This is a genomic window from Methanobrevibacter sp., assembly GCF_017468685.1.
Lineage (GTDB): Archaea > Methanobacteriota > Methanobacteria > Methanobacteriales > Methanobacteriaceae > Methanocatella.
This window is the reverse complement of sequence record NZ_JAFUHT010000054.1, coordinates 1-14908: the sequence shown is the minus strand read 5'-3', so window position 1 is coordinate 14908 and position 14908 is coordinate 1. Positions and strand designations below refer to the sequence as shown.

The following is a 14908-nucleotide window of genomic DNA, read 5'->3' as shown; positions in this document are numbered from 1 at the left end:
AAATATGAACTTGAATGTTAATTAAGTTTGTGCAATATCCACTGATTTCAATTTTGTGAACATGACACTGTTTAAACAAAACACTATGAAAAAATCAATTTTGAAATTTATCAATCCGACATAACCTGTCGAATGAATATCAATCAGAATTTCTTTTTGAAACAATCAAATAAAATCCATTGGTTGCAAATATCAAGATAAAAGCTTCAAATATTGCTGAAATCAATATATCACTTAGGAAAAATTTCAAAGAAATCAAAATATTGAACATGACAATTATAATTACAGAACTAGCAAGTATGAACTGAATATATCTCATGTAACCAATTTCTTTGATAATATTATAAACATTTCTTAAGTTCAAAGCCTCTTTTAGACTGCCTGTCTTAATCAGGATGATTCTTCCAATGAATCCGAATGAAATCAATGTTATAGCCATCAGCATACCAAAAATCAAATTGATCTGTAAGCTGTGGACCAAATCAACTTGCAAATTGATTGGAATGCTTTCAGACAATTCATGCAGAGTCAGAAATGTGGTGCTTATGTCATTGCTTAAGACATAATCCTGAATATGAGTTAACTTGGTGTAAACTCCTGTAGGAATGGTAAAAAGTAGTGAAAGCAGCGAAGACAAAACCACATAGTATAGATTGATAATATACTCCTTTAATCCTTCCATGACATTATCTTTAACATTAAAATATTCCACATCCGTTTTATACACGGTACGATTGACATGGCTCAGCATGATTCCCACAATCATGAGAATAACCAATGATGTGGCTATCATCAAAGGCAATGACCATCTCCCAATATGGAGAGAATAGAATTCATGAGAGATAACATCACATATGACAGCTAATCCGATTACAAAAATAAATGTCTTATACTCCCTAAAAGGTTTTAGAAATGATTCTTTAATTATATTTTTTACCATTGAATTCTCCTGATTTAGTTTTTAGCCAACTAATTTGAAATGTCCAAAAAACTCCCTATTAATAAATGTTAATCCATACTTGTTTGTGAATCAATAATTGAAAAAGTAAGGGAAGATTTATTCCCTTTCCTTTTTAAGCGCTTCAACCATATCAATATTTCTGAGTTTATTGGCAAGAAGCCAGTTAACTATTCCTGACACAATTATTGTTATTACAAAGCTTATTGCTATTGTAGTAAGTGAATAATTTGTCGGATAATAAAGTTTATCCGTATTGCTTCTGATTGACTCCAATACATAATATCCGGTTGGAATTCCAATTACAAATCCTATTAGTGAGATTCCAAGATATTGTGTCATGAAGAGTTTTCTTAAATCATTCAACTGGAATCCTAATACTTTTAGTGTTGCCATATCCCTTTCCACTTCAGTAAATCCTAAAAGGCCCAAACTGTAAAGGACAACAACTGCCAACAGGACCGCAAATATTACCAATATTATAATCAACAGATTAGCAGTTTGTGTGAGCTTATCCCAACTGCTTGTCAAGTCGTTATGAGTGTTGACGCTTCCAACACCATCCAATTTATCAGTAACCTTTTCTTTGGTAACGATTTCTGTAGGTACAAATGACATATTATTGTTTTCCGCTTCACTAACAGAGATTGTAATTCCCTGAACTGAAGGATCACCATAAATGGCATCAACAGTTGAAGTTATCCATGTTTCATTTCCATAAATGTGCCATTTGATTGTATCACCTACTTCAAGGTCAAAAAACTCAGCAGTCTTTTGGGAAATGGAAACTCCGTCTTCAGGTAATGTCATTTCCTGTCTGTTTTTATCTGTAGGCGTAATCAGCGGAGTTTTGTCATGAACCGTCAGCACCTGCGTTTTTTTAACACCATTTGCATCAATCTGAATGGATTTAGTCATGACGGGAGTCCCATTAACTTCATCGATTATTGAATCAATCTGAGACTGTGAAACATCATCCTGCAAGACCAATTGTGTTTCATAATGGTTAATGTCATCATATTTCCATGTTTTCAAATCATTGACACCATCATGCATACCGAATGCTGAAATAAGAAGCACAGTACAACCGATAACTCCAAATAATGTAATGATTGCCCTTAACTTGTTACGGTTAACGTCACGTGTATTCCATCTGAGGTTAAATCCGAATTTTTCCCATATCCATGTGTTTTCAACAAAACCTATCTTATTTATTTTTGGCGGCTTTGCTTTTAGTGTAGCAGAAGGAGATTCACGCATAATACTTGCAACTGCATAATATGAACATAAAACTGATCCCAAAACGATTAGAAGTGCTACATAAATAAAGTTCATGTTTAATCCCGGATTCCAGCTAGGCAAAGTATAGTATGACTGCATAGTGCCAATAAAAATGTAGGGTATCGTATAGTGGCCAACAATTATTCCAAGCACACTACCAATCAATGTTAAAATAAAACCATAGGATAAGTAATGTATTATTAATGGTCTGTTTTCAAATCCAATTGCCTTTAATGTTCCAATCTGTGTTCTTTGATGACTTACAATACGTGTCATTGTAGTTAAAAGAATCAGAAGTGCCACAACGACAAATATGATTGGAAACATTACCGCTAAAATGATGTGCTGTTTGATTTCATCCTGTATCTGGTTGTCACTGCCTGTGTCTTCACGAGGCATGAATGCAGCACCATCAATTATGTCATCATATCCCTTGTCCTCAAGCATTTCACGTGTCTGGTCATAATATTCCTGATTGCTGACATTGGTTGTCATCAGTAGCTTGTTGTGAGGCATATTTGGAGCAGGATATGCCTTATCTGATAAGTATCCGAATCCCTGATATTTGAAATCTGAAACCAGACCGTTTTCAGGTTCCTCATAAACATAATCCGGTGAATATCCAAGACCACGGATTGTTTTTGTTATTGTGATTCCGTTAAATTCCAGAGTGATTTCATCTCCCACTGTCAGATTCTTTACCTCTGCAAATCTTGCATCCAGCCATATTCCATCCTCATCATCAAAATCAATTGCATCTCCTTTAACCGGATAGTATTGGGAGATATTATTTTTCTCAAGAAAATGCAGCGTTACTGTGGGGTCGTTTTCCAAATCAGCAATGGATTTTACAACGAACTGGGACTCAATGCCTGTTGTTGTGTCCATGTTCTTAAAGTCTTTGATTACGCTTTCATTGAAGTTGCTTCCGAATGCATATGCATCGGCCATATTGGTTTCATTATAATAATTGTTTAGGTTGTCCTGAAGACCCTGAACTTCAGATCCGATTCCTGCAAAGGCAAGCAGTGTGATAAATGACATTAGAAAAATGGCTATGAACTGCATCTTGTTTTCCTTAATGTCACGAAACATCTTTTTAAATAACATACTTTATCACCAGTTTATGGAATCTACCGTTTGCGGATTTTCATGGTTTTCAATGTTTTCAACCTGACCGTTTTTTATGTGTATAACCTTGTTTGCAACTTTTGCAAATTCACTGTTGTGTGTTACTATAATGACAGTTGTATTTTCGCTTTCACATAAGTTAATCAGCAGTTCAATAATGATTTTTCCAGTGTGGGAATCCAGTGCTCCAGTTGGTTCATCACATAAAAGCATTTTTGGCTTTTTAGCGATAGCTCTTGCAATAGATACTCTTTGCTGTTCTCCACCGGACAGTTCTGATGGGAATTTGTTAACGTGCTGTGAAAGGCCAACCTGTGCCAAGACTTCTTTTCCGTCAATGTTTTCATCAACAATATCATTCAGTATCTCAATATTTTCACAAGCTGTTAGGTTCGGAATCAGGTTGTAGAACTGAAAGATGAATCCTATTTCCTTTGCTCTGTAGCGTGTGAGTTTCTTGTCTGAAAATGCTGTGATGTTTTCACCGTCGATAATGATTTCACCATTTGTGGCTTTGTCAAGTCCTCCTAAAAGGTTGAGCAGTGTGGATTTTCCACTTCCGGATGGTCCAAGAATTACTACAAGCTCCCCTTTATCAATAGTGAAATTAAGATTGTTCGCCGCTTTAACTATCTGGTTTCCAGTTTGATATTCCTTGGAAACATTTTTAACTTCAATTAATGTATTCATTTCTAAGACCCTATTAGTTTGATTTATTCTAATTTTATTTAATTTATTAATAATATTTAACAATATTGTTAATTAATAAGCATAAAATTCAAATTTAATTTAATCATTAATCATCACTGACGTATAACAGACCGGTAGCCCTTGACAGTAGGACATCTATAAATGGAGTGATGAAAAGGGCAATCATAACTGTTCCAAAGACAAATGTCAATGCATGTAGAGAAACAGCATCAAGACTAAATATAATGTTTAATATTTGAACAATATCTGCACTGATGCTTCCAAATATATATTCCATGAAATTAATAGCTAATAATACGATAATTAATGGGAGAACCCCTATTTTTTTAATTATTATCCTGTTAATTTGTTTAAAATCAAATGCTTTTTTAAATGAGTCATGATATGCCATATTTGGAAGGGCAATATAGAAATAGCAGAAGAATATGAAGAATATGCAGTTTGAAAGAGGATCAACCAAATCGTATTCAAGATAACCCAATTCAGACAAAAATAAAAGACTGATAAATACAACAAATGGAGGTATTAAATATATCAAACCAGCTGAAAGAACTTTAACCCCATCTATAAAAAGTTGTTTGAAGTTATTTAAAGGAGGCATTTTTTCATCACAATTTATCATGCCTCTTGTTGATTCTTTTGTGATTTTATAATAGTATCCCAATGCAAAAAGTAATGGGACAACAAGAAAATCAAATAAATTAAAAACACCGAGAATTAGTATAGTTTTAGGTTTTGAAATTGCATACCTTACAGAATCTGTCAGAATATCAAATATCATGTTTCACTTCCATTTTCATAAATAACTCCTGCAATTCTTGCAGTTAAAATATCAATGAACGGCTGAACGGTTAAGCTTGAAATTAATAATAGCAATAACTTATAGACTGTAAATGAGTCGAAAAGTATTGCATTAATGTTTATGAAATTGCCTAAAAAGATTATGAATTCATCCAGAAATGCTGTAACTCCATAAAATATGAATAAAATGGTCATTAACAATCCGAATAATAATAGCCAACCGATATTATTTTTCACAATACTTATCTCATTTAGTGCAAATGCTTTTTTAAATGAATCATGATAAACCATATTTGCAATAGCTATAAAACAATATACGTATAGGACTACAAAAAGCACACCAGTTATTATTAATCCTGCAAATCTTGGAATTGAACCTGTAACAGTTAAAAGAAATAAAACCAGTGGGAAAATCAGATATATGAATTTTACAAAGAATATTTTTATACCATTTTTCAGAAGGGTTTTAAAATTATTTAAGTTAGATAGGGATTGGCGGGAAATGCCTACCTTTTTTGCAAGCTGTTCCTGGGTTAATCCCATTGCTTTTCGTAAAATCCTAACATTGTTCTTCATAATAATCCTATATAATATAAATTTTAAAGCAGATGAATCTTTTTATTAAGATATCTAACTTAAATTATATATATAGTTATAATTTATCATAGCATGTTTGTCCAACATTATTTTTGTATTAGTATACTGTTTTATTCTACTACATCATCCACAGTTTCAGTTTTTTCTTCTTTTGATATTTCAATGTTCAATAAAACGAATTTACCAATAGTTTTAATGTCATTATAATCAACATTAATCTCATCAGTATTCAACATGTTTTTTCTCAAAGAGATTATAATTGAGTTGATCTTACCATCTTCTTTATTGAAATCAACATCAATTATTTTTCCCACTTCATTAGCGGATACATCTAAGACAATAGCTCCAATTAAATTTTTAATTCTCATATTAACACCTCATAATTAACTTCTTAATTGTAACAGACATATTAGAAAATGCACTATAAACTCAATTAATTGAGTTAAGCATTATGTTTATATTTCATAATATTTAAATATAAATCAGATGAAAAATCACCATAAAACAAGTTAAAATAAATATAAACATTACAAAAAAGAGTATTTTATTAATATGTCTCATTTTGTTTTTTAATATGTATTTAATAAAATTAAAATAATTATAATAGCCTAATTAGCTATAAAAAACATTATATTAATGTAAACATATCTTGTCAATATTTAATCAATTATTATAGATTTATTCTTTTTAAATTTAGTTTATTTAGATTAAAAATGATTTAATAATATATAATATGCATATTAATTAAATATACACATTATTTCTATTTATTATTAATTTGTATATGTTAAAATGAAAAATATTTTATATTAGAATGTATATAATTGTAAATTAATATTTGCATAAAAAATAATGTAACATATTTAAAAACAAAATATATTCATAAGAGCAATATAATGCTTGAAAATTAAGTATTATTCAATAAAAACTATAATCTAGTGAATATCAGACTCATAGGGAAATTCATGTGATTACATGTTTTCTATACTATGTTTATTTAATAAAATATTAATGGAGGAAAAGAGAAATGGAATTAGGTGAAATATTTAGTGATGCTTTAGCATATCCGTTTAGTAATATCAAAGCATTAGTTCTATACGTTATTTTAGGAATTATTTTAGGAATTGCGATTGCCGGAACTCTCGTTGGAGTCCTGGCAGGAGTTACAGCAGATAATGTCTGGGCACTTGCCGGATCTGGAATTATCGGAATCATCATCTCACTTGTAATAGGATTTGTAATAACAGGTTACGAATTGGACATCATAAAATACGGTATTGACAGAAGAGCTGACAGTCCGGGAATCGACTTTGTAAGACAGTTCATCAATGGTGTTAAATACTTAGTTGTAAACATCGTTTACATGATTATTCCAATCATCATAACTGCTGTCTTATCTGTAATTTTCCAGAACTGGATAGTTACTATCGTAGGAGTAATATTGGCAATAATATTCTCATTGGCTTTGATAATGGCACAATGCAGATTAGCTAAAACAGATGAATTAGGTAATGCATTAGCTGTTGGTGAAGCAATTGGAGACATTTCCAGAGTTGGATTTTTAAAAGTTATTTTATTCATTATTATTCTTGCAATAATTTCATTTATATTGTTTTTCATTTGCGGACTTATCGCTCAATGGAATTCAACTGTCGGCGGAATAATATTAGGTATTCTATCAGTTTACTTAGTATTCTTTGTCGGAAGAGCAACTGGTTTATTATACTCTGACGTATAAATAAACCTTTAATTTTCTTTTTTTTGATTTTTATGAATTTTTTAACAAAGTTTAAAGATTTAACAATTGAATCATTGAAAGACAATTGGAAATTGATAATTGGATTGTATCTTTTGTTTATAATATCTTTTGTTGCAGCATGGATCTTATCCGGTGCAAGAATCGGATCTGTCATAAGCAATATGCCCGCTGCGAATACAACGGCTCCAAACATGAGCGCCAATGTTGGTGCAGGTGAACTTTTCATTAATAATGAATGGGGAGGCATTGTAACATATATTTCTTCAGTATTCTTTGCAATTCCTGCAATAATAATGCTAGTATACAATGGAGTTAATCTGGGAGCTATCGGACAACTTTTTAATCAGGCAATGCCTAATGGTGGTCTTAAATTCATTGTTTATTTAATTCCTCATGGCATATTTGAAATTACTGCAACTGTTCTTCAGTCAGTGGCAGGAGTGTTGCTGTTTTTGTTCATCTGGAAATTCATAAAATCCTGGATGGGCGACCAGACACAGGGAGCTTCAGATGCACTTGATGAAACCAAAAAGGTATTGATTCAAAGCATAATGCTAATGATATTTGCAACAATACTGCTGATTATTGCTGCTCCGATTGAAGCATATGTTTCAGTTCCATTTTCAGAGATAATATTGGGAGCTTAAACAAAAGGAGAAATTAATTAACAATTGTTTTCAATTGATTAATTTTATTTAAAAATGGAGGATGATAATATTAAAAATAAATTGGTTATTATTAGTTTAATTCTAATTGCATTATTCGCCATATCATCAGTTTCTGCTGAAGAAAACATAACTGACATTAATGAAGGTGCTGATTTATTGGCAACTGATTCTTCAACTGGAAACTTTAATGATTTGAATAATACAATATCTGAAAGTTCAGATGAACTTTCACTCAATCAGGATTACGTTTATGATTCTGATAGAGATACTAAGTTTACTTCTGGTGTTGTAATTAGTAAGAATAATTTCACACTGGACAGTAAAGGACATTATATCGATGGAAATAACAAAGCAAGTATATTTAGTATAACTGGAAGTAATGTAACAATTAAAAATCTTATTTTTAAAAATGCATACAATGGAACAATAGAATTTACAATGGTAAATAACATTACGTTTGACAATATTACCATTGTAAATTGTTCGTAACAAGATACATATGCTGGAATTATTTTACAAGAAAGTGATTTAACTGTTATTAATTCCAGATTCATTTCAAATACTGCCAGTCAAACATCAGACATTAAAGTATTTATGGGGCTTTTAACTGTCTATAATTGTACTTTTGAAGGGGGAAATTCCAATTGGTCCCATATTTATACTTACTTGGGTAATTTAATTGTTGAAAATTCCACATTCACAAATTCAAATTCCCGCTACAGCAATGCAATTTACAGTGAAATGACTACTGCTAATATTCGCAAAAGCAAATTCAACAACCTCACAGTAACGGAAACTGGTGGGACAATTGGTATGAAAAACGATTGTCGGTTTAAAATTGTTGATTGTGAATTTACAAATCTGACTGCTGGTAAAGACGGTGGTGCAATTTTTGCAGATTTGTTTGATGAGGACCATGGTGTTTTTACATCAAATCTAACAATTACAAATTCAATATTTAAAAACTGTAAATCTGAATTTGGAGCCGTAATGCAGTTGTCAGGTAATCTGAATATAACTGACTCAACTTTTGAGGATAACACTGCAACATTTGATGGTGCTGCAATATGGACATCCTATGCCAATGTATGTATTCAAAATTCCACATTCAAAAGAAACAATAATGTTATGGTTGATTTGGAAGTAGGCGGGGTTTTATATCTTGATAATGGAAATGTTATGATTAAAGATTCAAAATTCATTGATAATCACGGATCAAATATCGGCGATGCAATCTACACATATGATGTCAATCTGATTTTATCCAACAATACCTTCACAGATAATGGTAATGCCCTATACTCAGTTTTCGGAACAAACAATATAAGTGAAGATAATGTATTTAATAATGATACAATATCCTTAAACAATACATTTTATTCAACAATCATCGTTAATGAGGGAATTGAAATAAAATTAATCAACAATACAATTTCTTTTGATAAATTACCATCCAAATTCAACTTAAAAGATTGGGGATGGTTAAGTCCTATTAAAGACCAGGGCGCAATGGGTGCATGCTGGACATTTGGTTCATGTGGTGCACTGGAATCAGCACTTCTTAAGGCAACAGGAATATTATATGACTTTTCAGAAGACAGTGTTCAAAACACTATGCTACAATATTCCATTTACGGATTGGACATGCTTGATGAAGGTGGAGATTCATTCACCGGTGCAGGATACTTCATAAACTGGTATGGTCCATACCCAACACAACTGGACACCTATGATGAACTTGGAAAAGTGTCTCAACATTTAAATATTGCAAATGAAATTATTCACATTCAGGATGTAATATTCCTGCCTCCACGTGAAAATGCACTGGACAATGATATATTCAAAAATGCATTAATCAAATACGGATCACTGTTCATGTGCTACAATGCTCAAACAGATGCACCATATTATAATGTGAAAACATCCGCTCAGTATTACAATGAAAGTGATGATGTAGACCATGCTGTATCTCTTGTAGGATGGGATGATAATTTTTCAAAGGACAATTTCCTAATAACCCCTCCTGGCGATGGTGCTTGGATTGTTAAAAACAGTTGGGGTACAAGTTTCGGAGATGAAGGATACTTCTACCTTTCATATTATGACAATTCATTTATAGGCCAGGAACCTTCATTGGCATTTTTAATTAACAACACTGAAAAATACACTAAAAACTATCAGACAGACACTGGAGAGTTATGTGGGTTCAATGAAAACTACACTTACTACTCAAACACCTACACTTCCCTATCAGATGATTTGATAGCAGCTGTCGGTACATACTTCAGCGATGAAGGTACAGAGTATGAATTAAGCATTTATGTCAATGATGTTTTAAAACATACACAAAAAGGCGTAAGTCCATTTTCAGGATTCCATACTATTAAATTAACTGAAAATATCTCAGTTTCAGCCAATGATAAATTCAAGGTTGTATTTAAAAGCAGTAATGTGCCTTATATGATATATTCAAGACAACACTGGCAAGATAACGTGTCATTTGTCAGTACTGACGGTAGTAACTGGGTTGATATGAAAACTTTAAATGCAACTGCAATCTTGAAAGTATACACTGTTAATGCGCCAGTAATTCCGCCTGAGCCTACTCCATCCAAACCTGTCCTCAGCGGCAACAAGGATGTCACCATGCTTTACTCTGCAGGAACTGCTTATAAGGTTCGTGTAACTGTTGACGGCAAAGCAGTAAGTGGCGTGTATGTGACTTTCAAATTCAATGGTGTCACCAAAAAGGTTAAAACAGACAGCAATGGTTATGCAACATACAAAATACCTACAGTAAAACCAAAATCAACCAAATACACAATCAGTGCAACATATGGTGGTGTTACTGTTAAGAATAAGGTTAAGGTTAAAAGTATTGTTGTTGCTAAAAACATTAAGGCTAAAAAATCTGCAAAAGTCCTGAAAATCAAAGTGACTTTGAAAAAGGTTAACAAAAAATACATTAAAGGCAAATACGTAACCCTAAAATTCAAAGGCAAAACCTATAAAGTAAAAACCAGCAAAAAAGGCGTAGCAACATTTAAAATCAAAAAGAATGTGCTCAAAAAACTTAAAGTGGGCAAAAAATACACCTACAAAGTCACATATGGAAAAGATGTTGTCAGCAAAAAAATAACCATTAAAAAATAGAGATTAAACACTATCTCTATTTATCTTTTTTTATTTTATTTTTTCAATAATCATTACTGATTTGGAAAAGAGTTTTATAAAAAATTAGAAGGGATTATGAGCAAATGCTCTATAATCCGTATCTGAATCTGATTCTGTATTCCTGATTGACTGAATCTGTTTGAATGTACTCACCATCAATGAGCTCTGAAATTTTATTCAAATCATCATCAGATATTTTTTCATCATCAGACAATGGCAAGAAGAATGTTATTTCATCATCCACAATCAGGTAGTTTAGAAGTTTTGTTTCCCTTTTTTGGTATTTGCCAATAATTTCTTCAATTTTTGCTTCAATGTCTTTGTCTAAATTAGCCATAATCATTCACCTTTTATTGATTTTGCAAGTTCAACTCCTTTTTGATATGCTTCCCCATAAACATCCTCATCAGGCACAAATACTGCATCCAATGTGTCGAATATTGTAAAGCCTGCACTTTCTAAATCATCCTGGAGTTTTTTAACAGCTCCTCCTCCCCATCCTTTGGATGAGAATATGAGTGCATTCTTTTCACTTGTGGTGCCTTTGAAATTAAGGCAGTCAAGCCAGTACATGATGTTTCCGATTCTTGGGAAAGGTTTGTTCATCATTGTTGGAGCGCCTAATGCTATTGCCTTTGAATCAAGGATGTCTGTAACTACTTCTGATTCATAATCATTTTCCATATGATACATCACGGCCTCAACGCCTTCACTCATTATTCCTTCGGCAATCTGGAATGCCAATTTCTCGGTTGAATGGTGCATTGTATCATAAACGATTGTGATTTTATCTTCACATACGCCGCTTGCCCAGTCAGAGTATGCCTGAATTATTTTTGACGGATCTTTCCAGATTTGTCCGTGACATGGTGCAATCATTGTAATTTGCTCTACAATTCCAGCATCAGTCAATTCCTGGAATTTCATTCTAAGCATTGGAGAACCTAAAACCACGAGATTGGCGAAGAATTTTTTAGCAGCAGTCATTATGTAGTCTTCAGAGTAATCTTCTGCATATCTTTTGGATAAGCACAAGTGCTGTCCGAATGCATCATTTGAAAATAATATTCCGCTTTCCTTAAGCATTACGAACATGCTGTCCGGCCAGTGAAGCATTGGAGCAGACACAACAGCTAAAGTCTTGCCGCCCAAATCAATTTCATCACCTGTTTTTACAGTTGTAATTTCAACATCAGAGTAGGTGTGGTATTGCTTTTGCAAAAATTCTGCACCTTTCGGGGATGCATAAACTTCTGCTTCAGGATACCGGTCAATGGTTTCTTTAAGTCCTATTGAGTGGTCTAGTTCAGTGTGGCATTGAATGAACACGTCTATTTTTTCTTCGCGATTTTCTTTTGCAAATGCGTCCTTGATTCTTGCATTTAACTGATTAATCATTCCGTCAGAGAATACATTGTCAATCAATGCAACTTTCTCTTCACCGAATACAAGATAACAGTTGTATGTTGTTCCAGGTATTGCAAATCCATGGAAACTTCTTGTGTTCCAATGAAGCGCCCCTACCCAGTATACGCCATCAGCTATTTTTACAGATTCCGCTTTCATACTTATCACATCAGTTTTTTCATTTTCTCGAATTGTTTTAAAAAATGATCATTGAAGTTTTTACATATTGCAGCATACTTGTTGTTGACTCCTATTGCAGTTTCTGGAATGATTGAATTGTTTTCGCCACTGAATTGTGCAAATGTTCCCATAAGCTCCTTTTCATCACTTATCAACATTTTTATCATCGGCAATTCAGTCTGAATGATTTCAAGATTTGGCAGTTTTGATTTTTCAAATGTGTTGACAATTTCGATTTTTTCGTTTTCCACATAGCATATTGGATTTGCAAGGATTTTTACAGTTATCTTTCGAGGATTTGCCTTAATGGCTTTGATTATTGCCTGTGCTTCCCCTTCAAGTAAAAAACCTGCACGTAATGTTATTGATTTTTGAGTTTTTCTGATAAGTTCGGTTTCGCTTTCAATGATTCTCACAGGATTGTGAATCAGCCATACTGGTGCTTGGACTTCGGATATTTCATTAGTGTATATGTTTTCCAGTTTGGTTTCGCTTGCTTCCAACTCATCAATCAGCTTTTCTTTCTGTTTTCTGAATATTACTGAGGGTTCAACTACTGTATATTTCATTGGCCTTCCCCTTTCGATTTCAACAAAACCCTTTTCTTCAAGACCATTCAATATATCATATATTCTTGATCTCGGCAAATTGGAAACCTTGGCAATATCTTCTGCCTGTCCGGCAATTATCTGATTCAGTCCTATGTATGCCTGTGATTCATATCTGCTTAAACCTAATTTTTTAAGAGAATTTATCAATTTTTCCATTTAAAAACTTCCACCAATCATTTTCAAATTTAGATTTCAAAATTATATTATTAAAAAATTTTGTCACTAATTATACTAATTAAGTGACATTGATATCAGCTTTGATACTAAAAATATCCAATTCAAACCAGTACGTTTTTTCATAAAGTCGCACTTCAAAAATATTTATTGTTAATGAAATTGAAATAGGATATTATAAGAATAATCGTTGGTGATTGTTTATGAATAATAGAAAAGAGATTGCTCATGAGTTTGCAAAGACAATAAATTCAGATAAGATTATTAAAATCATTTTATTTGGATCAGTTGCTCGTGGCGATGATACAGAAGAATCTGATATTGATATTTTGATTGTATCTAATCATCGTGAAAATATTGAAGATGTTATCGCTGAGGAAGTGGCATGGATTATGTATGATAAAAATGAGTTAATTTCTGCTCACATTATGTCTGAAGACAGATTCATCAACACACAACATTTCTCTTTTTTATCCAATGTTCTATCAGAAGGTGTTGAAATTGGATGAAACTCAATTATTTTTTGAAAAATCTAAAGAAATTGCTTAGTGCTCATTCATCATATGATTTAGAGGATTATTCTTCTGCAGTTAGTTTATCTTATTATGCCATGTTTTTGGTTGCAAAAGCTTTGATACTAAAAAAAGGAGTCAAGGCTCCTAAAACACATAAAGGGCTAATTTATCTTTTTAAAGTCAATTACATTGACCAAGATGATTTTTCATATGAAAAATATGTTTATCTAGCAGACACTCAATCTGACCGTGAAGATGCTGATTATGATGCATTTGATGGAATTGATGAAAGAATTGCTAGAAAAAGAATTAAACAAGCAGAAGAATTTATTGCCGAAGCTGAAAGATTCATTTAATTGAATAATAAAGTAATTTTAAATATTTCTAATTTAGACATATTTTTTAGTTGTTTTTTGAGATGATAATTATGAAGATATTTTGTAATCACCATCCTAATTATATTTAAATTATTTAATGATTTAACTGAATATAATAATCACCCTATTTCCATTAACATACATTTGATAATTCAAGGATTACTTTTTTAGATTTTAATTCAATAAAACAACATTAACGGCAGCATTTTTGAAATTAAAATGGATTCTGCACTGAGATATATATGAACGAAGTTTAAAAAGGAAGTTTTGAACATTAAATCAACGAGGTTAATGTTGAAAAATAATCAGACAATATGCTGATAAAAATGTTTAAAATATATTCCATACCTTAAATTGAATATGCAAATTTATAGAACATCCAATTCCAATTAAAAGATTTAAACACTTATTGTTTTACTCTAGGGGTGTCCGTCAAAACTGATTTTTGAGTATTGAGTTTTAGTAAATGTTTACATCAAGCTTTAATTGATGTGTAGTGGATACACTTTCGCAAAAATCTACAATATCTTCTTTATTGTTTTGCTCTCCTCGAATAAGATTATA

15 protein-coding genes are annotated in these 14908 nt (G+C 32.1%); 6 read left to right on the top strand and 9 right to left on the bottom strand.

Annotated elements, in window-relative coordinates; translation table 11 throughout:
- Positions 1-139: 139 nt before the first annotated feature.
- From IJ258_RS07200 to IJ258_RS07175, 6 genes are all read right to left on the bottom strand, one after another.
- Positions 140-940, bottom strand: coding sequence for a DUF4013 domain-containing protein (locus IJ258_RS07200; RefSeq protein ID WP_292805090.1), 801 nt, complete (start codon positions 938-940; stop codon positions 140-142).
- A 117-nt stretch (positions 941-1057) separates the two neighbouring features.
- On the bottom strand, positions 1058-3349 hold the full coding sequence (locus IJ258_RS07195; protein WP_292805087.1) for an ABC transporter permease: 2292 nt from the start codon (positions 3347-3349) through the stop codon (positions 1058-1060).
- Between the two features lie 6 nt (positions 3350-3355).
- Entirely contained in the window at positions 3356-4060 is a 705-nt protein-coding gene (locus IJ258_RS07190) for an ABC transporter ATP-binding protein (RefSeq protein ID WP_292805084.1), read from the bottom strand.
- A 106-nt stretch (positions 4061-4166) separates the two neighbouring features.
- Positions 4167-4862, bottom strand: coding sequence for a DUF4013 domain-containing protein (locus IJ258_RS07185; RefSeq protein WP_292805081.1), 696 nt, complete (start codon positions 4860-4862; stop codon positions 4167-4169).
- Complete coding sequence (locus IJ258_RS07180) at positions 4859-5458, bottom strand: DUF4013 domain-containing protein (RefSeq protein ID WP_292805078.1); 600 nt, start codon at positions 5456-5458, stop codon at positions 4859-4861. Before IJ258_RS07180 ends, IJ258_RS07185 begins: the two co-directional genes overlap by 4 nt.
- A 131-nt stretch (positions 5459-5589) precedes the next feature.
- The gene (locus IJ258_RS07175) at positions 5590-5847 is read right to left on the bottom strand and encodes a PRC-barrel domain-containing protein (protein WP_292805075.1); all 258 of its coding nucleotides are present in this window, start codon (positions 5845-5847) and stop codon (positions 5590-5592) included.
- Between the two features lie 659 nt (positions 5848-6506).
- On the opposite strand from IJ258_RS07175, the gene IJ258_RS07170 reads away from it, so the two are divergent.
- The 4 genes from IJ258_RS07170 to IJ258_RS07155 all read left to right on the top strand — a co-directional run bounded on the left by IJ258_RS07170 (position 6507) and on the right by IJ258_RS07155 (position 11059).
- Entirely contained in the window at positions 6507-7217 is a 711-nt protein-coding gene (locus IJ258_RS07170) for a DUF4013 domain-containing protein (protein ID WP_292805072.1), read from the top strand.
- Between the two features lie 32 nt (positions 7218-7249).
- Positions 7250-7885 carry a stage II sporulation protein M gene (locus tag IJ258_RS07165; protein ID WP_292805069.1) on the top strand — a complete coding sequence of 212 codons (636 nt, stop codon included), beginning with the start codon at positions 7250-7252 and terminating at the stop codon, positions 7883-7885.
- Between the two features lie 54 nt (positions 7886-7939).
- Positions 7940-8395, top strand: a complete 456-nt coding sequence (locus tag IJ258_RS07160) for a hypothetical protein (RefSeq protein WP_292805066.1) — start codon at positions 7940-7942, stop codon at positions 8393-8395.
- Between the two features lie 105 nt (positions 8396-8500).
- Positions 8501-11059 carry a C1 family peptidase gene (locus tag IJ258_RS07155; protein WP_292805063.1) on the top strand — a complete coding sequence of 853 codons (2559 nt, stop codon included), beginning with the start codon at positions 8501-8503 and terminating at the stop codon, positions 11057-11059.
- A gap of 109 nt (positions 11060-11168) precedes the next feature.
- Here IJ258_RS07155 and IJ258_RS07150 read toward each other — a convergent pair whose 3' ends face one another.
- Genes IJ258_RS07150 through IJ258_RS07140 form a run of 3 tightly spaced genes read right to left on the bottom strand, consistent with a single transcriptional unit; the run spans position 11169 to position 13434 of the window.
- Positions 11169-11417, bottom strand: coding sequence for a hypothetical protein (locus IJ258_RS07150; RefSeq protein WP_292805060.1), 249 nt, complete (start codon positions 11415-11417; stop codon positions 11169-11171).
- Between the two features lie 2 nt (positions 11418-11419).
- Positions 11420-12646: an FprA family A-type flavoprotein gene (locus IJ258_RS07145; protein ID WP_292805057.1), complete on the bottom strand. Its 1227-nt coding sequence runs from the start codon at positions 12644-12646 to the stop codon at positions 11420-11422.
- Positions 12647-12651: 5 nt separating this feature from the next.
- The gene (locus IJ258_RS07140) at positions 12652-13434 is read right to left on the bottom strand and encodes a TrmB family transcriptional regulator (protein WP_292805054.1); all 783 of its coding nucleotides are present in this window, start codon (positions 13432-13434) and stop codon (positions 12652-12654) included.
- A gap of 221 nt (positions 13435-13655) precedes the next feature.
- Between IJ258_RS07140 and IJ258_RS07135 the strand changes: the two genes are divergently transcribed.
- Both IJ258_RS07135 and IJ258_RS07130 read left to right on the top strand, forming a co-directional pair.
- Positions 13656-13961, top strand: a complete 306-nt coding sequence (locus tag IJ258_RS07135) for a nucleotidyltransferase domain-containing protein (protein WP_292805051.1) — start codon at positions 13656-13658, stop codon at positions 13959-13961.
- Positions 13958-14323: a HEPN domain-containing protein gene (locus tag IJ258_RS07130; RefSeq protein ID WP_292805048.1), complete on the top strand. Its 366-nt coding sequence runs from the start codon at positions 13958-13960 to the stop codon at positions 14321-14323. Before IJ258_RS07135 ends, IJ258_RS07130 begins: the two co-directional genes overlap by 4 nt.
- Positions 14324-14908 lie beyond the last annotated feature (585 nt).

Coding starts and splice junctions, on each gene's coding strand:
- IJ258_RS07200 (WP_292805090.1), bottom strand. CDS start 940: ATGGTAAAAAATATAATTAAAGAATCATTTCTAAAACCTTTTAGGGAG.
- IJ258_RS07195 (WP_292805087.1), bottom strand. CDS start 3,349: ATGTTATTTAAAAAGATGTTTCGTGACATTAAGGAAAACAAGATGCAG.
- IJ258_RS07190 (WP_292805084.1), bottom strand. CDS start 4,060: ATGAATACATTAATTGAAGTTAAAAATGTTTCCAAGGAATATCAAACT.
- IJ258_RS07185 (WP_292805081.1), bottom strand. CDS start 4,862: ATGATATTTGATATTCTGACAGATTCTGTAAGGTATGCAATTTCAAAA.
- IJ258_RS07180 (WP_292805078.1), bottom strand. CDS start 5,458: ATGAAGAACAATGTTAGGATTTTACGAAAAGCAATGGGATTAACCCAG.
- IJ258_RS07175 (WP_292805075.1), bottom strand. CDS start 5,847: ATGAGAATTAAAAATTTAATTGGAGCTATTGTCTTAGATGTATCCGCT.
- IJ258_RS07170 (WP_292805072.1), top strand. CDS start 6,507: ATGGAATTAGGTGAAATATTTAGTGATGCTTTAGCATATCCGTTTAGT.
- IJ258_RS07165 (WP_292805069.1), top strand. CDS start 7,250: ATGAATTTTTTAACAAAGTTTAAAGATTTAACAATTGAATCATTGAAA.
- IJ258_RS07160 (WP_292805066.1), top strand. CDS start 7,940: ATGGAGGATGATAATATTAAAAATAAATTGGTTATTATTAGTTTAATT.
- IJ258_RS07155 (WP_292805063.1), top strand. CDS start 8,501: ATGGGGCTTTTAACTGTCTATAATTGTACTTTTGAAGGGGGAAATTCC.
- IJ258_RS07150 (WP_292805060.1), bottom strand. CDS start 11,417: ATGGCTAATTTAGACAAAGACATTGAAGCAAAAATTGAAGAAATTATT.
- IJ258_RS07145 (WP_292805057.1), bottom strand. CDS start 12,646: ATGAAAGCGGAATCTGTAAAAATAGCTGATGGCGTATACTGGGTAGGG.
- IJ258_RS07140 (WP_292805054.1), bottom strand. CDS start 13,434: ATGGAAAAATTGATAAATTCTCTTAAAAAATTAGGTTTAAGCAGATAT.
- IJ258_RS07135 (WP_292805051.1), top strand. CDS start 13,656: ATGAATAATAGAAAAGAGATTGCTCATGAGTTTGCAAAGACAATAAAT.
- IJ258_RS07130 (WP_292805048.1), top strand. CDS start 13,958: ATGAAACTCAATTATTTTTTGAAAAATCTAAAGAAATTGCTTAGTGCT.